Origin of the sequence: Microbacterium sp. W4I20 (genome assembly GCF_030816505.1) — a bacterium.
Lineage (GTDB): Bacteria > Actinomycetota > Actinomycetes > Actinomycetales > Microbacteriaceae > Microbacterium.
In genome coordinates this window covers 31,937-55,595 of the sequence record NZ_JAUSYB010000001.1, presented here as the reverse complement: position 1 = coordinate 55,595, position 23,659 = coordinate 31,937, and the positions used below count along the sequence as shown (strand labels likewise).

The 23,659-nt window shown below is 68.9% G+C and carries 17 protein-coding genes and 3 pseudogenes; 7 read left to right on the top strand and 13 right to left on the bottom strand.

The window, feature by feature from the left end:
• Window positions 1-30 precede the first annotated feature (30 nt).
• Window positions 31-729 carry a 1-acyl-sn-glycerol-3-phosphate acyltransferase gene (locus QFZ21_RS00260; protein WP_307373196.1) on the bottom strand — a complete coding sequence of 233 codons (699 nt, stop codon included), beginning with the start codon at window positions 727-729 and terminating at the stop codon, window positions 31-33.
• A 151-nt stretch (window positions 730-880) separates the two neighbouring features.
• Here QFZ21_RS00260 and QFZ21_RS00255 point away from each other — a divergent pair, with 151 nt between their 5' ends.
• Complete coding sequence (locus tag QFZ21_RS00255; protein ID WP_307373194.1) at window positions 881-2,716, top strand: long-chain fatty acid--CoA ligase; 1,836 nt, start codon at window positions 881-883, stop codon at window positions 2,714-2,716.
• 102 nt (window positions 2,717-2,818) lie between these two features.
• Here QFZ21_RS00255 and def read toward each other — a convergent pair whose 3' ends face one another.
• From def to QFZ21_RS00240, 3 genes and pseudogenes are all read right to left on the bottom strand, one after another.
• Entirely contained in the window at window positions 2,819-3,310 is a 492-nt protein-coding gene (def, locus tag QFZ21_RS00250; RefSeq protein WP_307373192.1) for a peptide deformylase, read from the bottom strand.
• A pseudogene (locus QFZ21_RS21020) lies at window positions 3,310-4,967 on the bottom strand (MinD/ParA family protein). Before QFZ21_RS21020 ends, def begins: the two are co-directional and overlap by 1 nt.
• Before the next feature lie 63 nt (window positions 4,968-5,030).
• Window positions 5,031-8,439, bottom strand: a pseudogene (locus tag QFZ21_RS00240) (pyruvate carboxylase).
• A gap of 92 nt (window positions 8,440-8,531) precedes the next feature.
• Here QFZ21_RS00240 and QFZ21_RS00235 point away from each other — a divergent pair.
• Window positions 8,532-9,335 (top strand): ParA family protein, encoded by an 804-nt coding sequence (locus tag QFZ21_RS00235; RefSeq protein ID WP_307373190.1) that lies wholly within the window; start codon window positions 8,532-8,534, stop codon window positions 9,333-9,335.
• A 94-nt stretch (window positions 9,336-9,429) separates the two neighbouring features.
• Here QFZ21_RS00235 and QFZ21_RS00230 read toward each other — a convergent pair whose 3' ends face one another.
• The 3 genes from QFZ21_RS00230 to QFZ21_RS00220 all read right to left on the bottom strand — a co-directional run bounded on the left by QFZ21_RS00230 (window position 9,430) and on the right by QFZ21_RS00220 (window position 11,246).
• Entirely contained in the window at window positions 9,430-9,975 is a 546-nt protein-coding gene (locus tag QFZ21_RS00230; protein WP_116636800.1) for a MerR family transcriptional regulator, read from the bottom strand.
• Between the two features lie 99 nt (window positions 9,976-10,074).
• Window positions 10,075-10,761, bottom strand: a complete 687-nt coding sequence (locus QFZ21_RS00225) for a MerR family transcriptional regulator (protein WP_307373189.1) — start codon at window positions 10,759-10,761, stop codon at window positions 10,075-10,077.
• Window positions 10,761-11,246, bottom strand: coding sequence for an FHA domain-containing protein (locus QFZ21_RS00220; protein WP_307373188.1), 486 nt, complete (start codon window positions 11,244-11,246; stop codon window positions 10,761-10,763). The genes QFZ21_RS00225 and QFZ21_RS00220 overlap by 1 nt, the downstream gene beginning before the upstream one ends.
• A gap of 101 nt (window positions 11,247-11,347) precedes the next feature.
• Here QFZ21_RS00220 and QFZ21_RS00215 point away from each other — a divergent pair, with 101 nt between their 5' ends.
• A complete protein-coding gene (locus QFZ21_RS00215) occupies window positions 11,348-12,010 on the top strand; it encodes a copper resistance CopC family protein (protein WP_307373187.1) in 663 nt (220 codons plus the stop codon).
• 9 nt (window positions 12,011-12,019) lie between these two features.
• Window positions 12,020-13,417 carry a dihydrolipoyl dehydrogenase gene (gene lpdA, locus QFZ21_RS00210; protein WP_307373186.1) on the top strand — a complete coding sequence of 466 codons (1,398 nt, stop codon included), beginning with the start codon at window positions 12,020-12,022 and terminating at the stop codon, window positions 13,415-13,417.
• Window positions 13,418-13,467: 50 nt separating this feature from the next.
• Here the strand turns inward: lpdA and QFZ21_RS00205 are convergent, their stop codons facing one another.
• The 6 genes and pseudogenes from QFZ21_RS00205 to QFZ21_RS00180 form a co-directional block, all read right to left on the bottom strand.
• Window positions 13,468-14,304, bottom strand: a complete 837-nt coding sequence (locus QFZ21_RS00205; protein WP_307381167.1) for an FAD-dependent monooxygenase — start codon at window positions 14,302-14,304, stop codon at window positions 13,468-13,470.
• Window positions 14,305-14,369: 65 nt separating this feature from the next.
• The gene (locus tag QFZ21_RS00200) at window positions 14,370-15,095 is read right to left on the bottom strand and encodes a methyltransferase domain-containing protein (RefSeq protein ID WP_307373185.1); all 726 of its coding nucleotides are present in this window, start codon (window positions 15,093-15,095) and stop codon (window positions 14,370-14,372) included.
• Window positions 15,092-16,253: pseudogene (locus QFZ21_RS00195) on the bottom strand (type III polyketide synthase). Before QFZ21_RS00195 ends, QFZ21_RS00200 begins: the two are co-directional and overlap by 4 nt.
• Before the next feature lie 84 nt (window positions 16,254-16,337).
• Window positions 16,338-16,955, bottom strand: a complete 618-nt coding sequence (locus tag QFZ21_RS00190) for a CYTH domain-containing protein (RefSeq protein WP_307373184.1) — start codon at window positions 16,953-16,955, stop codon at window positions 16,338-16,340.
• Complete coding sequence (locus tag QFZ21_RS00185) at window positions 16,945-17,160, bottom strand: response regulator (protein ID WP_307373183.1); 216 nt, start codon at window positions 17,158-17,160, stop codon at window positions 16,945-16,947. The genes QFZ21_RS00190 and QFZ21_RS00185 overlap by 11 nt, the downstream gene beginning before the upstream one ends.
• Before the next feature lie 60 nt (window positions 17,161-17,220).
• Window positions 17,221-17,643, bottom strand: coding sequence for an A24 family peptidase (locus QFZ21_RS00180; RefSeq protein WP_307373182.1), 423 nt, complete (start codon window positions 17,641-17,643; stop codon window positions 17,221-17,223).
• A 192-nt stretch (window positions 17,644-17,835) separates the two neighbouring features.
• Here QFZ21_RS00180 and QFZ21_RS00175 point away from each other — a divergent pair, with 192 nt between their 5' ends.
• The 3 genes from QFZ21_RS00175 to QFZ21_RS00165 are packed head-to-tail and all read left to right on the top strand — an operon-like array spanning window position 17,836 to window position 23,632.
• Entirely contained in the window at window positions 17,836-18,636 is an 801-nt protein-coding gene (locus tag QFZ21_RS00175; RefSeq protein ID WP_307373181.1) for a hypothetical protein, read from the top strand.
• Window positions 18,633-20,171, top strand: coding sequence for a DNA polymerase Y family protein (locus QFZ21_RS00170; RefSeq protein WP_307373180.1), 1,539 nt, complete (start codon window positions 18,633-18,635; stop codon window positions 20,169-20,171). Before QFZ21_RS00175 ends, QFZ21_RS00170 begins: the two co-directional genes overlap by 4 nt.
• Window positions 20,171-23,632 carry an error-prone DNA polymerase gene (locus tag QFZ21_RS00165; RefSeq protein WP_307373179.1) on the top strand — a complete coding sequence of 1,154 codons (3,462 nt, stop codon included), beginning with the start codon at window positions 20,171-20,173 and terminating at the stop codon, window positions 23,630-23,632. Before QFZ21_RS00170 ends, QFZ21_RS00165 begins: the two co-directional genes overlap by 1 nt.
• The last annotated feature ends 27 nt before the right edge of the window (window positions 23,633-23,659 follow it).

Below are 23,659 nucleotides of genomic sequence, written 5' to 3'. Positions count from 1 at the left end.
GCCTAGTGGTCGGGGTGCCCCTCGGATTCGCTACGAGCGCTGTGTGACGCGGGCCGGAAGCCGGTCCTTCACGGTCGACGCGTAGACGTCCTCGTACTCCTGCTGCCCGAGCCTGTGCAGCGCCACCATGATTTCGTCCGTGACGGATCGCAGGATGTAACGATCGTTCTCCATACCCGCGTAGCGGGAGAAGTCCAGAGGCTCTCCGATGACGATGCCGACCCTCATGATCCGGGGCAGGCGGCGTCCGATCGGCATGGCCGTGTCGGTGTCGACCATGATCACGGGGACGACGGGGACCTTGGCCTCGAGAGCCATGCGCGCGATGCCGGTGCGCCCGCGGTACAGCTTGCCGTCGGGGCTGCGGGTTCCCTCCGGGTAGATGCCGAGCAGGTCTCCCCCGCCGAGCACCTGGAGCCCGGTGTTGAGCGAGGCCTCCGAGGCCTTGCCTCCCGAGCGATCGATCGGGATCTGTCCGGTGGCCTTCATGAAGAACTTGGTCGCGAATCCCTTGAGGCCGCGGCCGGTGAAGTAGTCGCTCTTCGCGAGGAACGACATCGGACGGTCGATCACCAGCGGCAGGAAGATGGAGTCCGCGAAGGAGAGATGGTTGCTGGCGAGGATCGCCGCACCATTCGCGGGCACGTTGTTCCGTCCCGCTATCCAGGGGCGGAAGATCGCCTTGACCACGGGGCCGATCACGACATACTTCATCAGCCAGTAGAACATCGTGGTGAAGTCTAGCGCCGCCCCGGCATCCGCTCCGATGTTCTTCTCCGCGGGATCCTTGATCGCGACTCAGTCCCATCAAGAGTGCGACGCGGTGTCATGCCCTAGACTCGACAGCACACCGTGCCCGTCCGGTACCGAAGGAGCTGCCGTGGTCCAGTTTGAAGTCCCCGCGATCGTCCCCGCCGATCCCGACGCGAACGTCTCCGACCTTCTGGTCAAGCGCGTCCAGGCGACCCCCGACCGCGCCCTGTTCTCCGTCCCGGACGGTGGCGACGGCTGGCGCGACATCTCCGCAGCCGACTTCCAGACCGCCGTCGTCGCTCTGGCGAAGGGATTCGCGGCCGCCGGCATCCAGCCCGGCGAGAAGGTGGGCTTCCTCGCTCGCACGACCTACGAGTGGACGCTCGTCGACTTCGCGCTCTTCTATGCCGGTGCGGTGATGGTGCCGATCTACGAGACCAGCTCCCCCTCCCAGATCCAGTGGATCCTCGAGGACTCCGGCGCGATCGCCCTCATGGTGGAGTCCCCCGAGCACTTCGCCCGCGTCGACGAGGTGCGCGGCGATCTCCCCTTGATCCGCGAGATCTGGCAGCTGCACCTCGGCGCGATCGACACGCTCACCGCTCAGGGGTCGTCAGTGACGGACGAGGAGATCGAGCGGCGACGCAACCTCGCGGTCGGCTCCGACATCGCCACGCTCATCTACACCTCGGGCTCGACGGGCCGGCCGAAGGGCTGCGTGCTCACGCACAGCAACTTCGTCGAGTTGACGCGCAACTCGGCGAAGGCGCTGAACGCCGTCGTGGAGACGCCGGGCGCCTCGACCCTGCTGTTCATCACCACCGCCCACGTGTTCGCGCGTTTCATCTCCATCCTCGACATCCACGCCGGCGTGCGCACCGGGCACCAGCCCGACACCCGCCAGCTCCTGCCGGCACTCGGCTCCTTCAAGCCGACGTTCCTTCTCGCCGTCCCCCGCGTGTTCGAAAAGGTCTACAACTCCGCCGAGCAGAAGGCGGAGGCCGGTGGCAAGGGCAAGATCTTCCGCGCCGCCGCCGACGTCGCCATCGAGCACTCGAAGCTGCTCGAAGAGGGCAAGAAGATCCCGTTCGGGATGAAGCTCAAATTCGCCCTGTTCAACAAGCTCGTCTACAGCAAGCTGCGCACAGCGATGGGTGGAAACGTGGTCTACGCGGTGTCGGGCTCCGCGCCCCTGGGTCCGCGCCTCGGCCACTTCTTCCACAGCCTCGGCGTCGTGATCCTCGAAGGCTACGGCCTCACCGAGACCACGGCACCCGCGACCGTGAACCTGGCCGACAAGTCGAAGATCGGCACCGTCGGTCCCGCACTCCCCGGCGTCGGAGTGCGTCTGGGCGAAGACGGCGAGATCGAGGTCCGCGGCGTCAACGTGTTCAAGGAGTACTGGAACAATCCGGAGGCCACGGCGGAGGCGTTCAGCGAAGGCGGGTGGTTCCGCACCGGTGACATCGGCAGCTTCGACTCCGAGGGCTTCCTCACGATCACGGGCCGCAAGAAGGAGATCATCGTCACGGCGGGTGGAAAGAACGTCGCCCCGGCCGCGCTCGAGGACCCGATCCGCGCCAACCCGATCATCGGCCAGGTCGTCGTCGTCGGCGACCAGCGCCCGTTCATCTCCGCGCTGGTCACCCTCGACCCCGAGATGCTTCCGACCTGGCTCGCGAACAACGGCCTCGACGCGAAGATGTCGCTGGCGGATGCATCCACCAACGCGGCCGTGCGCGACGAGGTGCAGCGTGCCGTCGACGGCGCGAACGCACGGGTGTCGCGCGCCGAGTCGATCCGGAAGTTCACCATCCTCGACTCGGAGTGGACGGAAGCCTCCGGACACCTGACGCCCAAGCTGTCCATCAAGCGCAATGTCATCATGAACGACTTCGCGGACGAGGTCGCCGCGATCTACGACGAGCCGGTCTCCACGACAAACGTCGCCATCGGCGGCTGATCTCGCCGGTCGAGCCGCCCGCTTCGATACGAACGGCCCCCTTGCGCACGCGCACAAGGGGGCCGTTCATATGAGAAAGGGGCGGCTCAGCGCGAGCGCCCCTCAGAACCAGGAGCTCTCGCGCACCTCGCGCATCGCCTGCTTTCGGGTCTCCGGATCGAGCCGGGAGAGGAACAGCTTCCCGTCGAGATGATCCGTCTCGTGCTGCAGCGCCTGGGCGAGCAGGCCCTCGCCCTCGAGCACCACGGCATTCCCGTCGAGATCGATCCCCTCGACGCGGGCCCACGGGTGACGCAGCGCGTCATGCCAGAGACCGGGCACCGACAGGCAGCCCTCGCCCGTCGGCACCGGCTCACCGCGCACCTCGGTGAGGACCGGGTTGAGAACGTACCCGATGTCGCCGTCGATGTTGTAGCTGAAGGCGCGCAGCGCCACGCCGATCTGCGGCGCCGCGACACCGGCGCGACCGGGCAGCTCGACGGTCTCGACGAGGTCCGCGACCAGAGCCCGCACACCGTCGTCGATCTGGTCGATCGGAGCGCACACGGTGCGGAGAACGGGGTCGCCGAAAATGCGGATCTCGCGCACCGTCATCAGGCGACCCTCGCCCGCAGACCCTCGACCAGCACCGCTGCGAGCTCGCGCGCAGCGATGCGCGTCTCGGGCTGCAGGTTGGCGAACACGATCGTTCCTCCGCCCGCGATCTGCGGGTCGTACGGCATCCGGATCACGCTCTTCGCGCGCGTGGCGAAGTGCGCCTGCAGCTCATTCAGCCGCACGAGGGGTGCGCCGGGCGTCGACTGGTTCAGCACCACGATCGCCTCACGCGCCTGCTCCTCGTAGCCATTGGTCTCGAGCCAGGTGAGCGTCTCCGAGGCCAACCGCGCCTCATCCACGCTGAGTCCCGACACGATCACGATCTGGTCGGCGAGATCGAGCGTCGCCGACATGACCGAGTGCACGATCCCGGTTCCGGTGTCCGTGAGAACGAGCGAATAGTAATGCGCCGCGACCCCGGCGACGTCCCGGTAGTCGCTGTCGCTGAAAGCCTCCGCGATGCGCGGATCCGAGTCGGAGGCGAGCACATCCAGGCGAGTCGCGTCGCGTGCGACGATCGCGGAGATGTCGTGGTAGCCCTTGACCTCTTCGTGGATGCGGACGAGGTCGCGCACCGACTTGTTGTGATGCGGTCGCACCACGCGCTCGGCGAGGGTGCCGCGGTCGGGGTTCGCGTCGACGGCGATGACCCGGTCGTCTCGCGCGTCGGCGAGAGCCATGCCGAGCAGCGCTGTGATGGTGGTCTTGCCGACGCCGCCCTTGCGGGAGAGGACCGGGACGAATCGTGCGCCGCCGGTCAGCGGCGCGGCGATCCGTGCGGAGAGCGCCTTGCGATCACGGGCGCGCCGCCCATCGCCGATGTTGATGCGACGACCGGACACGGTGTAGAGGAAGTGGCTCCAGGCCCCCTCGGGCTCCGGCTTGGCGATCCGGCTCGGGTCGAGCAACCGGTCGGCGGTGAGCAGATCGGCCGACTCGCGCGAGGAATCCCCCAGATCGTCCAATCGCTTGGAGGTGAGCGTCACGTCGGCGCGCGCCGCGGCGCGTCCCCTCTGCGGGGCGACGGCCTTCGGCTCGGGTCTGGACACGGCGGTGGTCTCCTTCGGAATCGCAGTCGTGGTCGGGGCGGGGGCCACGGTCGTGGCCGCATCGGCATCCGCCTGGGCGAGGAAACGGGCCGCGACTTCTTCCTCCGCGGCGTGTGCGGCGACCGGTGCGTCGGCCTCAGTGTCGGTCTCGGTCTCGACCGTGATCCCGGAATCCTCGGTCTCGGGAGTCTCGGTCTCGGAAGGCTCGACCTCCGAAGACTCGGGCTCCTCTCCACGATCTCGGCTTCCTCGGTGTCCGTGGTGTCAGCGTCCTCCGCGACGACCTCGGGCTCGTCGGCCTTCTCGGGCTCCTTGACCGTTTCGTTCGAAGACGCAGGGACCGCCGGAACGTCGATCACGATCGAGTCGATGAAGATCGATGGCCGCGGAGCGAGCGCCACCGGTGCCTCATCGAGGATCAGATCCACGACCTCGCCGTCGACGACACCGTCGTCGGCGAGATCGTCGTCCTCATCCTTGGGCAATGTCACGCTCACCTGCGCGGTCCCGCCGAGGATGCCGATGCCGGCCGTGTCGAGAGACGCGGCGTCATCGAGCACCCCCAGCGGGTTGTCCTCGTGGTCTGCGGTGTTCTTCGGGGTCACGATGCACTCCAAGCCTGCGCGAGCCTCGGGTGCGCACGCGGCGCGGCCCTCGCCCGCCCAAGATTAGTGCGCGGGACGGATGACGACCAAAAGATCTCCGGCATCCACCTGCTGGGTGCCGGCGATCGCGTGACGTTCGAGGACGCCGTCGACCGGCGACGTGATCGCCGCTTCCATCTTCATCGCCTCGATGGATGCGACGGGCTCACCGGCCTTGACCGTGCTGCCGACCTCGGCCTTCAGCGTGACCACGCCCGAGAAGGGGGCGGCCACCTGACCCGGTATCGAGGTATCCGCCTTCTCCACCTCATGGGCATCCACGGAGATGGATCGGTCGCGAACGAACACTGGTCGGAGCTGTCCGTTGAGGGTCGTCATGACCGTGCGCATGCCCCTGTCGTCGGCGTCGCCGATGGCCTCCAGCCCGATGTAGAGCTGTACTCCGCGGTCGATCTCGATCACATGCTCCTGCCCCTGCACCAGACCGTAGAGGTAGTCGCTCGTGTCGAGAACCGACAGGTCGCCGAACCGCTCACGGCGCTCGAGGTACTCCTTCGTCGGCGCGGGGAAGAGCAGCGCGTTGAGACGTGCGCGGCGCTCGGCGCTGGATCCGGCGAGAGCCGCTTCGTCTTCGGCCGAGATCTCGGTGAGACCGACGCGCACGGAGCGTCCGGCCAGCACCTTAGTGCGGAAGGGCTCGGGCCACCCGCCCGGCAGGTCACCCAGCTCCCCCGCCATGAAGCCGACGACCGAGTCCGGGACGTCGTACTTCTCCGGGTTCGCCTCGAAGTCCGCCGGGTCGGCCTTGACCGCTGCGAGGTGCAGGGCGAGGTCGCCGACCACCTTCGACGACGGGGTCACCTTCGGCACCCGGCCGAGGATGCGGTCGGCCGCGGCGTACATGTCCTCGATCAGCTCGAAGTCGTTCGCCAGGCCTAGTGCCTTCGCCTGCTGGCGGAGGTTGGACAGCTGTCCACCGGGGATCTCGTGGTGGTACACACGGCCCGTGGGTCCGGGCAGGCCGGACTCGAACGGCGCGTACTGCCGGCGTACGGCCTCCCAATACGGTTCGAGGTCCGAGACCCCGCCGAGGGAGATCCCACTGTCGCGCTCCGTGTGGGCGAGCGCCGCGACGAGCGACGACAGGGACGGCTGGCTGGTCGTGCCGGAAAGCGGAGCGGATGCCGCATCCACCGCGTCGACGCCCACCGCACTCGCCGCGAGCAGCGTCGCGAGCTGACCACCGGGGGTGTCGTGCGTATGCAGATGCACCGGAAGGTCGAAGCGCTCGCGCAACGCCGACACGAGCTTCGCGGCCGCGGCGGGACGGAGCAGACCGGCCATGTCCTTGATCGCGATGATGTGCGCACCGGCGGCGACGATCTGATCTGCCAGGCCCAGGTAGTAGTCGAGCGTGTAGAGGTCTTCCGCCGGGTCGAGCAGATCGCCGGTGTAGCAGAGCGCCACCTCGGCGACAGCCGTGCCGGTGTTGCGCACGGCCTCGATGGCGGGCCGCATCTGCTCGACGTCGTTCAGCGCGTCGAAGATGCGGAAGATGTCGACGCCGCTCGCTGCGGCCTCGGCGACGAACGCCTCGGTGACGGCAGTGGGGTACGGCGTGTAGCCCACCGTGTTGCGCCCGCGCAGCAGCATCTGGATCGCGACGTTCGGCAGCGCCGCCCGCAGCTTGTCGAGACGCTCCCACGGGTCCTCGCCGAGGAATCGGAGCGCGACGTCGTAGGTTGCGCCACCCCAGGCTTCGACGGAGAGCAGGCCGGGTGTGAGCCGGGCGAGATAGGGCGCCGCGGCGACCAGGTCCTTCGTCCGTACCCTGGTGGCCAGGAGTGACTGGTGGGCGTCGCGGAACGTGGTGTCGGTGATCGCCAGTGCGGTCTGCTCGCGGAGGCTGCGCGCGAAGCCCTCCGGCCCGAGTTCCAGAAGTCGCTGGCGGGAGCCCGCCACCGGCTCGGTCGTGAGGTCGACGGCGGGCAGCTTGGCGGCAGGGTCGATCACACCCGGGTGGGAACCGTGGGGCTTGTTGACGGTGACGTCGACCAGCCAGTTCAGGAGCCTCGTGCCGCGGTCCTTCGAGACGCGACCGCGCAGCAGTTCCGGACGCTCATCGATGAAGGACGTGCTGACGTCGCCGGCGATGAACGCGTCGTCGTCGAGCAGCGCCTGCAGGAAGGGGATGTTCGTGGACACACCGCGGATGCGGAACTCGGCCAGTGCGCGTCGCGCGCGAGCCACGGCCGCGGGGAAGTCGCGACCGCGGCAGGTCAGCTTCGCCAGCATGGAGTCGAAGTGCGGGCTGATCTGCGCACCCTGATGCACGGTGCCGCCGTCGAGGCGGATGCCGGCGCCACCCGGCGACCGGTAGGTGGTGATCTTTCCGGTGTCGGGGCGGAATCCCTGGGTCGGATCCTCGGTCGTGATCCGGCACTGCAGGGCGGCGCCGCGCAGGTGCAGGTTCTGCTGCTGCAGCCCGAGGTCGGCGAGCGTCTGCCCGGCGGCGATACGCATCTGACTCTGCACGAGGTCGACGTCGGTGACCTCCTCGGTGACCGTGTGCTCGACCTGGATGCGCGGGTTCATCTCGATGAAGACGACTTCACCGGTGCGCTCCCCCCGCGGTCTCGAGCAGGAACTCGACCGTGCCGGCGTTCTCGTACCCGATCGAGCGGGCGAAGGCGACCGCGTAGCCGTGCAGCGCGGTGCGGACGCTGTCATCGAGGTTGGGGGCAGGAGCGATCTCGACCACCTTCTGGTGGCGGCGCTGCACCGAGCAGTCGCGCTCGAACAGGTGAACGGTCTCGCCGGTCTTGTCCGCGAGGATCTGCACCTCGATGTGCCGAGGACGAACGACCGCCTGCTCCAGGAACATCCGGGCATCGCCGAACGCGCTCGAAGCCTCGCGCATGGCCGCAGCGAGGGCCGGGGCGAGCTCGCCCGGGGTCTCCACACGGCGCATACCGCGCCCGCCTCCACCGGCCACTGCCTTGGCGAACAGCGGGAACCCGATGTCCTCGGCCTGGGCGACGAGGGCTTCGATGTCGTCCGACGCCTCCGTCGAGCGGAGGACCGGAACGCCGGCCTCGATCGCGTGGCGCTTCGCCTCGACCTTGTTGCCAGCCATCTCCAGCACCTTCGACGGCGGTCCGATGAAGACGATGCCGTTCGCTGCGGCCTTCTCTGCGAGCTCCGGGTTCTCCGAGAGGAACCCGTACCCGGGGTAGATCGCGTCGGCACCCGCCTCGAGTGCGACACGGATGATCTCATCGACGTTCAGGTAGGCGCGGACGGGATGCCCGCGTTCGCCGATCTCGTAGGCTTCGTCGGCCTTGAGCCGATGCACGGAACCGCGGTCCTCATGCGGGAACACCGCGACGGTGCGCGCCCCCACCTCGTACGCCGCTCGGAAGGCCCGGATCGCGATCTCGCCGCGGTTGGCCACAAGGATCTTCTGGAACATGCACACCTCTGAGAGCTCGATGCACGGCGTTTTCGGCGTGCAGGGGCGGGGCTGAGTGTCCCCTCAGCCTAGGGGAAGGTAACGTGGAGTCCGTGCACGTACTCAGCGTCAGCTCTCTCAAGGGGGGCGTCGGCAAGACGACCGTGACACTCGGGCTGGCCTCAGCGGCTTTCGCCCGGGGAGTCCGGACTCTCGTCGTCGACCTCGACCCGCAGTCCGACGTCTCCACCGGGATGGACATCCAGGTGGCCGGACGACTCAACATCGCCGATGTGCTGGCGAACCCGAAGGAGAAGGTCGTCCGTCAGGCGATCACCTCCAGCGGCTGGGCGAAGGTGCACCCGGGCACGATCGACGTGCTCATCGGCAGCCCGTCCGCCATCAACTTCGACGGCCCGCACCCGAGCGTCCGAGACGTCTGGAAGCTCGAAGAGGCTCTTGCCGCCGTCGAGGCCGACTACGACCTCGTGCTGGTCGACTGCGCGCCCTCGCTGAACGCCCTCACCCGCACCGCCTGGGCGGCGAGCGACCGCGTCATGGTCGTCACCGAGCCCGGACTGTTCTCCGTCGCCGCGGCGGACCGCGCGCTTCGCGCCATCGAGGAGATCCGTCGAGGACTCTCCCCCCGCCTCCAGCCCCTCGGCATCGTCGTGAACCGCGTGCGTCCGCAGTCGATCGAGCACCAGTTCCGCATCAAGGAGCTGCGCGACATGTTCGGCCCGCTCGTGCTCGCCCCGCAGCTGCCGGAGCGCACGTCACTGCAGCAGGCGCAGGGCGCCGCCAAACCGCTGCACATCTGGCCGGGCGACTCCGCGCAGGAACTCGCCGCCGACTTCGATCAGCTGCTCGACCGCATCATCCGCACCGGGCGCATCGCCCTGCCGGAGAGCGCCTGACGCGCAGCGATCAGCAAAACGGCCATCCTCATCGAGGGTGGCCGTTTCTCGTGGGCAGAGAAGTCCCCTTGGGTCCCTGAGCCTGTCGAAGGGGTCAGGCGGAGCGCTTGGAGCGCCGCGCCGAGAGCTCGTCGACCGGGTCCGGAGCGGTCGGATCGAAGGCGACGAGAGTCGACTCGACCTCGCGGAGCACCTTCCCGACGGCGATGCCGAACACGCCCTGTCCGCGGCTGACGAGGTCGATGACCTCATCGTTCGACGTGCAGAGATAGACCGATGCACCATCGCTCATCAGCGTGGTGCCGGCCAGATCGCGGATGCCGGCACGACGCAGCTCTTCGACCGCCGTGCGGATCTGCTGCAGGGAGATACCGGTGTCGAGGAGGCTCTTGACGAGCTTCAGGACCAGGATGTCGCGGAAGCCGTAGAGGCGCTGCGAGCCGGAGCCGCTCGCGCCGCGGACGGTGGGCTCCACCAGCTCGGTACGCGCCCAGTAGTCCAGTTGACGGTAAGTGATGCCGGCGGCACGAGCGGCAACCGCTCCGCGGTATCCGACCTCGTCGTCCATGGCGGGGAGACCGTCCGTGAAGAGGAGTTCGGGTACGAACCGCGGGTCGCCTGTGAGCTCATCCGCATTCATCTGAAATCCTCCCTGGAACGGTTATCTCCACGGTAGAGCAGTGCTCGGGCACCGGCAATGACATCCGTGGGACGTCGAAGGTGTGTCGCAACCAGTTCGTTACGAAAGCACCCGCGACAGCGCGTCTTTGATGAAGAGCGAACGCACTTCATCGATCTTGGTCGCGAGTTCGGGGGCCAGTTCGCTGGCCTTCGCCCGCGACGCGGCATCCGTGCGGCGCAGCAGCGACGACATCGCGGACTCGATGAGAGCGACCTCGCGCTCCGCGCCCTGACGGAGCGAGCGCAGGTGGCGGGGTTCGATGCCGTGGCGGTCGAGCGCGACGAGGCCGCGCAGCAGCGTGACCGTGGCCTCCGGGTAGCTCTCCTGCGCTGTGATGACACCGGTACTGATCGCGTCGTTGAGCAGTTGGGGTCCGGCGCCGGCGGCGGCCAGAAGCTCGGCCCGCCGGTAGCGTCGAGGCGTCGGGGCGATCGACGGCGGCGCCACGAGCGAGTTCGACTCTCCCCCGGCCTCCGCCTCGTCGAGCTGTTCGCGGATCACGCTCAGCGGCAGATAGTGGTCGCGCTGCAGGGTGAGACCGAGGCGGAGCCGCTCGATGTCGGCCGCACAGAACTTGCGATAGCCGGATTCGGTGCGGGAGGGGCTGACGATGCCCTGCACCTCGAGGAACCGTAGTTTGCTGGAGGTCAGGTCCGGGAACTCCGGAGTGAGCCGAGCGAGCACCTGCCCGATACTCAGCAGGCCCGCGGACGCAGAGCGTTCGCGGGCGGGAGAGGCCGCCATCAGGCGTTCGCCGCCGCCCGGTCGTGCGGCGAGGCGAAGAAGTTCAGTCGGAACTTGCCGACGCGGAGCTCGGAACCGTCGACCAGCGCGCTGCGGTCGACACGCTCGCCGTTCACGTATGTTCCATTGAGCGATCGCTGATCGATGATCTCGAACGTCGTTCCGGTGCGGGTGATCTCCGCGTGGCGTCGCGAGACGGTCACGTCGTCGAAGAAGATGTCGGCTTCGGGGTGCCGGCCCACCGTCGTCACGTCGGTGTCGAGAAGGTATCGTGCTCCGGCCAGCGCGCCGGAGCGCACCAGGAGCAGGGCTGAGCCCGACGGCAGGGCCGCGATCGCGGTCTGCTCGACGTCGGTGAGTTCCACGCCGAACGGCACGAAGGACAGATCGGAATCGTGTCCGAACGTCTGCGTCACGTCGTGCCTCTGCTCGCCGGAGCGGTGGATTGCGGCTTCTCCGGCCGGGCGGCTGTCGCTGTCTGTCACTGTGCCCTCCTAGGTTGTCCAGACTAACGGATGCCGAGCCGCTCGCGGGAGGCCGCATGCATACTCAGCCGTCACATACCGCGCATTCATAGGGTGGACCTGTGAAGACCAAAGCTCTGCGCCTGCCCGCCGCCTCCATAGCCCTCGCCGTGACGCTCCTCGCCGCCTTCCTGGTGCTCTTCTCCCCTCTCTCCGCCTCCGCCCACGACTCCCTCGTGTCGTCATCACCCGCCGCCGACAGCGAGGTGGATGTGCTCCCGGCGGAGCTCACGCTCACGTTCAGCGCCAAGCTGATCGACGGCGAGGGGGCCACCGAGGTGGTCGTGACGGGACCCGATGGCGAGAAAGCCACCGACGGCCCCGCGACTGTGGAGGGCGCGATCGTCACTCAGCCGCTCCTCGCTGCGGCTCCGGCCGGTGAGTACCACGTGATCTGGAAGGTCGTCTCGAGCGATGGCCACCCGACCTCCGATGAGTACTTCTTCACCGTGACGACCGGCTCAGACGCCGGCGCGACCAATCAGCCGAGCGCTGCCCCGACGTCCGCAACGCCCAGCGAAGCGGCATCGGCGACGCCCGAGACCGCGGCCCCCGACGAGCCGGCGACGAACGACGGATCCGGCGCGAGCGCCTGGATCTGGGTGCTCTCGATCGGCGGCATCCTGGTGATCGTGGCACTGATGGTCTGGTACTCGGTTCGCCGTCGTCGCGACGGCACGGAGACCGGCTCCGAGACCGGTTCCGAGCCCCCGTCGGAGCGATAGGCTTAACACATGCCTCATTACGACGTCGTCATCCTCGGTGCTGGTCCTGGTGGATACGTCGCTGCGGTTCGCAGCGCGCAGCTCGGCCTGTCCACCGCGATCATCGAAGAGAAGTACTGGGGCGGTGTCTGCCTCAACGTCGGCTGCATCCCCTCCAAGGCCCTTCTCAAGAACGCGGAACTCGCGCACACGCTGAACCACAAGGCCGACTTCTTCGGCATCTCGGGCGAGTTCACGATCGACTACGGCAAGGCGTTCGACCGCAGCCGTGTCGTCGCCGACGGCCGCGTCAAGGGCATCCACTTCCTGATGAAGAAGAACAAGGTGACCGAGTACGACGGTCGCGGCACCTTCACGGGCCCGAAGGCGATCTCGGTCGCCAAGACCGACGGCTCCACCGAGGAGGTCACGTTCGACAACGCGATCATCGCGACCGGTTCGCGCGTGCGGCTGCTGCCGGGAGTCGAGCTGAGCGACAACGTCGTGACGTACGAGGAGCAGATCCTCAGCCGCGAGCTGCCGAAGTCGATCGTCATCGTCGGTGCCGGCGCCATCGGCATGGAGTTCGCCTATGTGATGACGAACTACGGCACGAAGGTCACCATCATCGAGTTCCTCGACCGTGCGCTTCCCAATGAGGATGCCGACGTGTCGAAGGAGATCACGAAGCAGTACAAGAACTACGGCGTCGACATCCTCACCTCGACCAAGGTCGAGACCGTCGTCGACAACGGATCGTCCGTCACCGTCACCTACACGGGCAAGGACGGGCAGCAGTCGTCGATCGAGGCCGACAAGGTGCTCATGTCCGTCGGCTTCGCCCCGAACACCGAGGGCTTCGGCCTCGACGCGACGGGTGTGAAGCTCACCGAACGCGGCGCCATCGACATCGACGACCACATGCGCACGAACGTCGAGGGCATCTACGCCATCGGCGACGTCACCGCGAAGCTGCAGCTCGCGCACGTCGCGGAGGCGCAGGGCGTCGTCGCCGCCGAGACCATCGGCAAGGCCGAGACCATGACCCTCGGCGACTACCGCATGATGCCCCGCGCGACGTTCTGCTCGCCGCAGGTGGCCTCGTTCGGCCTCACCGAGCAGCAGGCGAAGGACGAGGGGCGCGACATCAAGGTCGTCAGCTTCCCGTTCATGGCCAACGGCAAGGCGCACGGACTGGGCGAGCCGGTCGGCTTCGTCAAGCTCATCGCCGACGCCGAGCACCTCGAGCTCATCGGCGCCCACATGATCGGTCCCGACGTGGCAGAGCTGCTTCCCGAGCTGACGCTCGCGCAGAAGTGGGACCTCACCGCGCTCGAGTTGGCCCGCAACGTGCACACCCACCCGACGCTGTCGGAGGCGCTGCAGGAGGGCTTCCACGGTCTCGCGGGTCATATGATCAACTTCTGACGCTGCACACGAAGACCCCGGCCCTCTCGGAGGACCGGGGTCTTCGTGCGTCAGAGACCGCGCATCGTGATCAGCCCCGCGGTCGCTGCGCGCAACGGCGGCGACCCCAGCACTCGGATGAGTGGCTCCCTGCCGCGCACCGCGATGCCAGGCGCGGGCGCACCCATGGCCATGTAGAAGGCGGAACGACGCTGCGCGGTCCGCGCCGAGCGCTGAACGTGCCGCTCATACGCGGCGAGGTGCGGCGCTTCTCGTGGAAGGGACCGGCGCAGGGCGGCATCCAGGTGCACGGCGTCCGCCCACCCGAGATTCATCCCCTGGCCGCCGATCGGGCTGATCTCATGCGCGGCATCGCCCAGGAGCACGACCCGTCCCCGGACCAGGCGCGCCGCGGTGTGCTGAGCCGCGACGAAGACGGTGGGGTTCTCGCCGGGCGCGAGTTCCGGACGGATGCCGGTGCGTGACTCGATAGCATCCTGGAAGGCCACCGGGTCGTCCAATGCACCCTCCGGTCCCTGCCGAGCGACCCATCGGCGACGCGCACCCGGCAACGGGAAGGATTCCACAAGCCCCGCAGGCTCGCAGTGCAGGACCGCACGACGGTCCGGCGTAGGATCCGCGACATCGATCATCGCGTAGGTGGCGCTCCCGCCCCGGCGACGCCACCCGAACCGGCCGGCCCCTCGGAGCGGACTGCGCACGCCGTCGGCCACCACGACCACGCCTGCCGTGAGGTCGTGCGGGCCCGCAGGGGTGTCGACGGTCACTCGCACGGCATCGCCCTCATCGCGGAGAGCCCGCACGGTGTGCCTCGGGCGCAGGGTCTCCTCTGACAGCACGAGCAGACGCTCCTGCAGAAGTGAGTGCGTCTCCGGCTGCGGAAGGATCAGGACCGGACGCTCCGGCGCGAAGGTCAGGCAGGCCCACCGGCCCCGCTCCGACGATCAGCACGTCATGATCGGGCACCCGTGTCCTCCCATCGCAGCTCGAGGCGCGAGGGAACCCCGCCGCGAACCGTCCACCCCGACGGCACCACGGCAGCGAGTTCCGCCACGGTGTACGAGCGGCGGACGCTAATGAGCCCGTCCACGCGGATGAACGAGTCCGCGAGGAGGCTCCGCGACAGCGGCCAGGTGGCCGCGGCGAAGAGGGCATACGCGGTCCTGCTGCGCGCGATGTCGTGGTGCGAGACCAGCCCGCCCTCGTCGATGAGCCGGAGGGAGTCGTCGAGCACGGTCTGCAGCTCCGCCGCATCGAGGTGGTGCAGCACGTGGTTCGAGAGCACGACATCGAAGGTCTCGCCCGCCTCCGCGAGCTCGGCCGTCAGCGCGCGCCGATACCGCACTCCCGCACCTCTGTCCTGCGCGGACGCCCACCGGATCGCGCGTTCATCGGCATCGAGTGCAGTGACCTCGGCCGCGATGCCGTCGTGGCGCAGGCGTCCCGCGATCAGGCGGCACAGATCTCCCCCACCGGCTCCGACATCGAGGATCCGCAGCGGCCGGTCGGGTCGCGCTCGCGGACGGATGTCGCGCCGGTAGAGCAGGCCGGGTCGCGAGACCACGGCGTTCACGAAACCGAAGCGTCCGTAGGTCCGCGCCAGCATCCGCTCATCAGCATGCGGATCGTCCATCAACTCGATGGCGGCGACGTCTCGAGCCGAGAGGTCGTGCCTCATGCGCGAGCGGGCGAGACGACGGTCATCAGGGCGGACTCCGCCGTGAGACCGGGGCCGAACGCCATGGCTGCGACGCGATCACCGTCGTGGGCGTCCGCCTCCTCCAGGATGCGCCGCAGCACGAACAGCACCGTGGCGCTGGACATGTTGCCGTACTGACGCAGCACCTCGCGCGCCGGATGCAGCTGGTCGTCGGTGAGGTGCAGTCGGTCCTGGACGCGGTCGAGGATGCTGCGCCCGCCGGGGTGGATCGCCCAATGCTGGACCTGCTCCCCGATCCGCTCATCGTCGAACGCCTCGACGAGCGCACCCTCCGGCTCGTAGAGGGGGCGGAGCGCGCCGTGGATGTTCTCGCCGATGAGCTGCGGGACGGCCGTCGAGAGGACCATCTCGAAGCCGGCATCGCCGATGGTCCAGGACATGTCCTTCTTCCCCTCCGGGATGATGCTGGTGTGGAAACCGTCCAGTGCGAGGCCGGGGACGTCGGAGTCGAAGCTCCGCGCGGTCACGAGGCCCGCGGCCGCGCCATCGGCGAACAGGGAGGTGGCGACGATCATGTCGGGGTCCTCCGAGGAGCGCAGATGCAGCGTGCAGAGCTCCACGCTGACGATGAGCACCACGGCGTCGGGATTCCCCGCGCAGATCTCGCTCGCCATCCGCAGCGCCGGCATCGATGCGTAGCACCCCATGAAGCCCAGGTGATAGCGGCGGACGTTCTCGGCGAGGCCGAGCGACCGGACGATCTCATAGTCCGGCCCCGGGGCGTAGAACCCGGTGCAGGAGACCGTGATGACATGCGTCACATCGGCGGCGGTGATGTCGGGGTCGGCATCCACCGACCGTTGCGCCGCATCGACGTAGAGCTTCCAGGCCTCTCGGACATAGACCTCGTTGCGCGCCTTCGTCCCCGGAGAGAGGAGCAGCCCGTTCTCCCGATCGAAGAACAGCGGCGTCTCGACCTCTGCCGAGAAGGACAGCTCCTCGAGGACCGTGTAGCGGGGTGTCGATGCCCGACCCGTTGAACGACGCCGAAACGATCCGCTTCGCGAGGCGTCCGAGTTCGGGCTGCGCGGCGAAGACGTCCCGCACCTCGTCCTGCGTCAGCTGGGTGTCGGGGACGATCGTCTGCAGGGATCGGAGGATGGCGGGGTGGTTCATATCGTCACTCAAGCACGCCGGGACGTGTCGGTCCAAGGGGGTTGTGCCCGCGTGTCGTGCGCGGCAATGACAACAGGGTCGCGTTCAGAATCCGAGCGCCCGGGCGAGCTTGGAACCGGATGCCGAGGCCCGTCCGCCCGCAGCCTGAACGGCGCGCTCCACGGCAGTGAAGAAGACGGCGCGGCCGTCGTCATCGGCGGGAGCGGCTGGGCCGAGTTCCATCTCCCACTCACGCCACTCTCGCTGCGTGCCGCTGCGAAGGTCGGTGGCTCGCACGCGATCGTCGACGAATTCGGCCACCACCCCACCAGGCCCCCTCAGGAGGTACGCCGTGCGGTCGTTCTCGATCCGAGCGAGGGGCGAGAGGCCTTCTGTCGTCCACTCGGAGACGGTCGCGACGACGGCGTCCGGAAGAGCATCGCCCTCGCCGAGCGGCCAGCCGAGTTCCAGTCGTCCGTCGCCCTGTCGAGGACCCTTGATGTGCCAACCCTCGTCCGGGCCACCGGTGCGGCGACGCAGAGCGACGCCGGCACGAGAGAGAGCGCCGTCGGCGGTGTCGAAGTACCGGGCGTCGAGCGCCCTGGCCTCCCCCGTCGTGACGTCATCGACCCCGGGGATCGCGTCCCAGTCCGGCAGGGGCGTCTCGATGTCGACGTCGTACTTGCGCTCGACCTCGACGGTGCGGGACGGCTCAGTCGTCATCGTTGAGGGTGAGATCCTCGAGTGCCTCGTCGAACCAGTAGTCGATCTCGGTCGGCCCGTCTTCGGCCCCCGTGTTCTGCGGCTCGCCGCGGCGGTTGTACACCACCTGCGTCTCGCTGTAGGGGACGATCAGCTTGTCGTCCGCGTCGTCGAGAGGGATGATCTGCCCGTCGAGCGGGCCGCCGTGAAGTCGTGCGAGTGCCATGCGTTCAGAGTAACCCGTCTCTCCGACATCGGCGCGCGCATCGGACTCATCGGCCACAGGTCACCCGACGACGACGCCGACGAAGGCGCCCGCGATCATCCAGGGTCCGAAGGCGATGCGCGTGGCGCCGTCGGCCCGTCGCAGCAGGAGCAGTGCGAGGGCGAAGAGAGCGCCCATCACGAAGGCGGATGCCGCGCCGATGGCGAGCTCCTGCCAGCCGTGCCAGCCGAGCACGAGCCCGATGACCGCGGCGAGCTTCACATCGCCGCCGCCCATCCCGGACCGGCTGATCATCCGCAGCACCAGGTAGAACCCGCCGAGGATGAGCATTCCGATCAGCGCACGGATCAGCTGTCCGCTCCGCATCGTGACGACGGCATCGATCAGCAGGAGCAGGAGCAGAGCCGCCAGGGTCGGCAGCACGATGCGATTGGGGAAGTCGGTGGGTGCGGGCGTCGATGACGGCCAGCCACCCTCCGACACCCAGCAGCGCGACGTGCACGAGCGCGACGAGCGCCATCCGGAGGTCCATCCCGGCAGGCTAGGAGATCGGGGAACGGCCCGTGAGGCGGGTGTGGATAACCCCGCCTCCTTCGCGCACGCCAATGTCCGATGTACGAATTAGCGTCATCAGTATCACTTGATTTATTCGTACATATCTTCGAGGATGGTTTCATGGGGATCGGGCTCGATGCAGTGACCGCGCTCTCTCCGACCAGCGATACTCGCGCCGGAGAGGTGCTGCGACTGCGCCGCGAGATCAGCAGGATGCAGCGCCGGCGCAGCGAGCACACCCTGCTCCCCCTCGACCCCGCCTTCGCCGCACTGTTGCCCGAAGAAGGGCTGCAGACGGGCACCTCCTACACGGTCTCCCCCTCGCCGAGCCTCGTGCTCGCCCTGCTCAGCGCCGCCTCACAGAAGGGGCACTGGTGCGCCGTGGTCGGAATGCCCACACTCGGCGTCGAGGCGGCCGCCGCGTTCGGCATCGACCTGAGCCGGCTGATCCTCGTCCCCGAACCGGGAGAACGGTGGCTCGCGGCGACCTCCGCCCTGGCCGAGGTCATCCCCCTGATCGTCGTGCACCCCGGCTCACGGGCACGCGATGCCGACGTCTCCCGGCTGAGTGCGCGTCTGCGCGACCGCGGGTGCACGCTCCTGGTCACCGAATCGACCGGAACCGATCGCTGGCCGCAGAGCGAGGGCTCGATCCGCCTCCACGACCCGCGGTGGCACGGTCTCGGCGCAGGCTGGGGCCTGCTCTCCGACTGCACCGTGACGGTCACGGCACAGACCAGGCACAGCCCCCGACCATCGAGCATCCGCGTGCAGCTGCCCGGAGGGCACGGTGCGGTCGAGGCTGCCGCCGCCGAACTCACCGCACTGCCCGCGCTCCCGCTCGAGATCAGCTCTCCCGGTCTCGCCTCCTCCGACAGATCGGCTCCGCCGGAGCTCCTGCAGTGGGCGGAGGCCGGATGAACGCCCCGCTGCGCGTCCTCGTGCTGTGGTTCCCGGACTGGCCGCTGCGGGCGGCTCTCGGTGGCGCACCCCCGCATCCGCCCACGGCGCTGGTACAGGCGAACACCATCGTCGCCTGCACGGCCTCGGCGAGAGAGCACGGCGTGCGTTCCGGTCAGAGGCGGCGGGTCGCGCAGGGGCACCTCTCCACGCTGCGGGTGCTTCCCCATGACCCGGCCAGGGACGAACGGGCCTTCCTCCCCGTGCTGCAGCTGATCGAGAAGCACGCGCCGGGTGCCACCCTGCTGCGACCGGGACTCGCCGTCCTCCGTGCCAGAGGCATCTCCCGGTATCACGGCGGTGAGAGCGAGGCAGCCGGAGCCCTCGCCGCCGTGCTCTCGGAAGCAGGGCTGCCCGAGGTGCGCATCGGTGTCGCCGACGGGCCCTTCACCGCCGAGATCGCCGCGCGGGGGCCCGACGCGTGCACGGTCGTCCCGCCCGGCCGATCCCAGGAGTTCCTCGCTCCCTACCCGGTGCAGGTGCTGCGCGACGAGCAGATCGCCGGTCTCCTCGTGCGGCTCGGCGTGCGCACCCTCGGCGAGTTCACCACACTGGAGCCGCTCGACGTGCGCGATCGCTTCGGAGAGCACGGCGCCCGCCTGCACGCACTCGCCGGCGGGGCCGATTCCCGTCCGCTGACTCCTCGACCGCCCGACCCCGAACTGGTGCGGAACATCGAGTTCGAATCTCCGCTGGGCGGGACCGATCAGGTGGCGTTCGCCGTCCGGCAGACAGCCGATTCCGTGCTGCTCGCCCTCGCCGACGCCTCGGTCGTCTGCACCGAGGTCCGGATCGACATGACCGACGACAACGGGTCGGTGTTCTCCCGCACCTGGCTGCATCCGACCTGCTTCGACGCCTCCGACCTCGTCGACCGGGTGCGCTGGCAGCTGGAGGCGCTGGCCGCGGAGTCGGCCAAGGAGCCCGTCGACGAGGCACGGGCGTTCGGCGGCATCGTGGCGGTGCGCATCGTCCCGGTCGCGGTCGACGATGCCGCCCACCATCAGCCCGGCCTCTTCGGTTCCGGCACCGATGAGCGACTGCATCACGCGGTCTCCCGCGTGCAGACGATGCTGGGCCACCAGGGGGTGGTCACCGCGGCTCTCGCCGGTGGCCGCTGGCTCGCCGACCGGCAGGTGCTCACCCCGTGGGGAGAGCGCGCGGTCGCCCCTCGGGATCCCGGCTCGCCGTGGCCGGGGAGTCTGCCCGATCCGCTTCCCGCCGAGGTGTTCCGGCCGCCCCGGCCCATCGGTGTGGTCGCGGCCGATGGCGCCCTGATCGGCGTCGACGAGCGGGGCGTGCTCTCCCAGGACCCCGCCCGGATCGACGGCGTCGCCGTGCAGGCGTGGGCCGGTCCCTGGCCCGTCCACGAGCGTCGCTGGGCATCCGATGGCGGGAAGACCGGCCACCGGCTGCAGATCGTCGACGACCGTGATCGAGCCTGGCTGGTCTTCCGCTCCGGCGAGCGCTGGTGGGCTGAGGGGAGGTATCGCTGATGGGATGGCACAATCCCCCGCAGACCTGGGACGAACTGGAGCGCACCCTCAGTGGTGAGCCCGTTCCGAAGCCGGCCGGGCCCGATCCCCGCGGCGTCCGACCCGATCCAGGACCGGTGAGTCGGCGTCGGCAGCGCACTCCGGTCACCGGTATCCACCGACCGGACGACGCGGTGCCCTATGCCGAGCTGCATGCGCACTCGGCCTATTCGTTCCTCGACGGCGCCTCCTCCCCCGAAGATCTCCTGGCCGAAGCCGAGCGTCTCGGTCTCAGCGCTCTCGCCCTCACCGACCACGACGGCTTCTACGGCGCCGCCCGCTTCGCCGACCAGGCAGAGCTGATGGAGTCGAAGCTGCAGACGGTGTACGGCGCCGAGCTGTCGCTCGACCTGCCGGCTCCGCAGCGCGGCAGTCCCGACCCCGCGGGTGAGCACCTGCTGGTCCTCGCTCGCGGGATGGAGGGGTATCACCGGCTCTCCGGTGCGATCACCACGGCCCAGCTCCGCGGAGGTGAGAAGGGCCGTCCGGTGTACGACATCGACGAACTCGCGGCGAGCGCGGGCGGGCACTGGACGATCCTGACCGGATGCCGCAAGGGCGCCGTGCGGCGCGGGCTCGAGGTCGGCGATGCCGGGACTCCGCTCCGGCACCTCGTCGACCTGTTCGGAGCCGACCATGTCGCCGTCGAGCTCTTCGACCACGGAGACCCGCAGGACACCCGCCGCAACGACACCCTCGCCGACCTCGCCAGACGGATGCGACTGCCCGTGGTGGCGACGAACAACGTGCACTACGCCACCCCCGCACAGGCCCCGCTCGCCGAGGCGGTTGCTGCCGTTCGCGCGGTGCGCAGCATGGACGAGCTCGACGGGTGGCTGCCCGCGCACGGCGGCGCCCATCTGCGCAGCGGAGCGGAGATGTCGGCGAGGTTCCAGCGCTATCCGGGTGCGATCTCCTACGGGCTCGAGCTGGCTGCGGCATCCGCCTTCCCGCTGCGCCTCGCCCGCCCCGCACTGCCGCAGCAGAAGGTGCCGGAAGGACACACTCCGATGAGCTGGCTGCGTCGCCTCGTGTGGGACGCGGTTCCGGCCAAGTACCCGCGACTGAAGGACGACGAGCATCGGCGGATCGAACGGGAGCTCGACGTCATCGAGGAGAAGGACTTCCCCGGCTACTTCCTCATCGTGCACGGCATCGTGACCGAGGCGCGGCGGCTCGGGATCCTCTGCCAGGGTCGAGGGTCCGCGGCCGCGAGCGCCGTCTGCTACCTGCTGGGCATCACCGCCGTCGACCCGATCCTGTACGGCCTGCCGTTCGAGCGGTTCCTCGCCACCACCCGCACCGAGGAGCCCGACATCGACGTCGACTTCGACTCCCGCCGCCGTGAGGAGATCATCCAGTGGGTGTACCGGGAGTACGGCAGGGAGCGTGCGGCCCAGGTGGCGAACGTCATCCAGTACCGTCCGAAGAACGCGGTGCGCGACATGGCCAGAGCACTCGGCCACTCGCCGGGCCAGCAGGACGCCTGGTCGCGTCAGGTCGACGGCTGGAGCACGGGGCTGGAGCCCGCCGAAGGGCACGACATCCCCGAGAACGTGCTCGCCTATGCGGGAGAGCTGCTGAAGGCGCCGCGCCATCTCGGCATCCACTCCGGCGGGATGGTGCTCACGGCCCGCCCTGTCGGCGAGGTCGTGCCGGTCGAGCATGCCCGCATGGAGGATCGCACGGTGATCCAGTGGGACAAGGACGACGCCGCCTTCATGGGACTGGTCAAGTTCGACCTGCTGGGTCTCGGGATGCTCGCCGCGCTCCAGCACTGCTTCGACATGATCCTCGAGGCCACCGGCGAGACCTGGACGCTGGAGACCCTCCCCAAGGAGGAGCCGGCCGTCTACGACATGCTCTGCCGCGCGGATTCCATCGGCGTGTTCCAGGTCGAGTCCCGCGCGCAGATCGGGTTGCTCCCCCGGCTGCAGCCGCGGCGGTTCTACGACCTCACCATCCAGATCGCCCTGATCCGCCCCGGGCCCATCCAGGGCGGTGCCGTGCATCCGTTCGTCCGGCGCAAGATGGCCAAGGACCGCCTCGACGAGGAGAACCGCGAACGCGCGGCACGCGGTGAGGCTCCGCTGGCGTTCCCCATCCCCTACCCCCACAGCGACCTCGAGCCGATCCTGGAACGCACCCTCGGCATCCCGATCTTCCAGGAGCAGCTCATCCAGATGGCCACGGCGATCGGCGACTGCACGGCCGACGAGGCCGACCTGCTGCGACGGGCGATGGGGTCCAAGCGCGGTCTGGAGAAGATCGAGCGGGTGCGCGAGAAGCTGTACGCGGGCATGGCACGGCGAGGGCTCGACGTCGAGGCCTCCGATCGCATCTACGCGCAGATCCAAGCGTTCTCGAACTTCGGGTTCGCCGAGTCCCATTCGCTGTCGTTCGCTCTGCTGGTGTACGCCAGCTCCTGGTTGAAGCTGCACTATCCCGCCGCGTTCCTCGCCGGGCTCCTGCGCTCCCAGCCGATGGGCTTCTACTCCGCCAGCAGCCTGACGGCAGATGCACGGCGCCATGGCGTGGAGGTGCGCCGACCCGACCTGCACGCATCCGGGGCGACCGAGACTCTGGAGCCGTTGACCGAGCCTGGGGTTCGGGCTCCGACCGGGCTGGACGGCTGCCTCGCCGATCCGCAGCCGCCGACCCTCCGGTTCGACCGGAACGCGCCCGACGAGTCGGGGGCCCACCGCAGGGACGGCGCCTATGCGGTGCGGCTCGGGCTCAGCGGCGTCCGCGGGATCGGCGTCCCGCTGGCCGAGAAGATCGTCGCCGAGCGCGAGGCGCACGGCCTCTACCGCGACCTGCACGATCTGGTGCGTCGAACGGATGCCACCGCCGCACAGGTGGAGGCCCTCGCCACCGCCGGCGCATTCGCCTGCCTCGGCCTGGAGCGGCGGGAGGCGATCTGGCTGGCCGGTGCCGCCGCAGACGACCGGTCACGGTTCCTCCCCGGAACATCGGTCGCCGTGCAGCCGCCCCTGTTCGCCGATCAGACCAGCTACGAGCGACTCTCCGCCGACCTCTGGGCGACCGGAGTGTCCACCGACGACCACCCGATGGCGCACTTCCGCAGCGCCCTGAACGATCGAGGAGTTCTGACCGCCGCCGCTCTGCGGTCGAACGAGCCCGGCAGACGCATCGAGGTCGCCGGCCTCGTCACTCACCGCCAGCGTCCCGCCACGGCATCCGGCATCACCTTCATGAACCTCGAGGATGAGAGCGGGCTGGTGAACGTCGTCTGCTCGACGGGGGTGTGGAGCCGCTATCGCCGCGTGGCCAGGGACTCTCCCGCTCTCATCATCCGCGGCATCCTGGAACGCTCGGAGGAGGGCGTGATCAATGTGCTCGCCGACGCGTTCGAAGACCTCCGCACCGGTCTGACCCATCGATCCAGGGACTTCCGGTGAGTCCCGGGGCGGCGGCGTCGGCAGAAC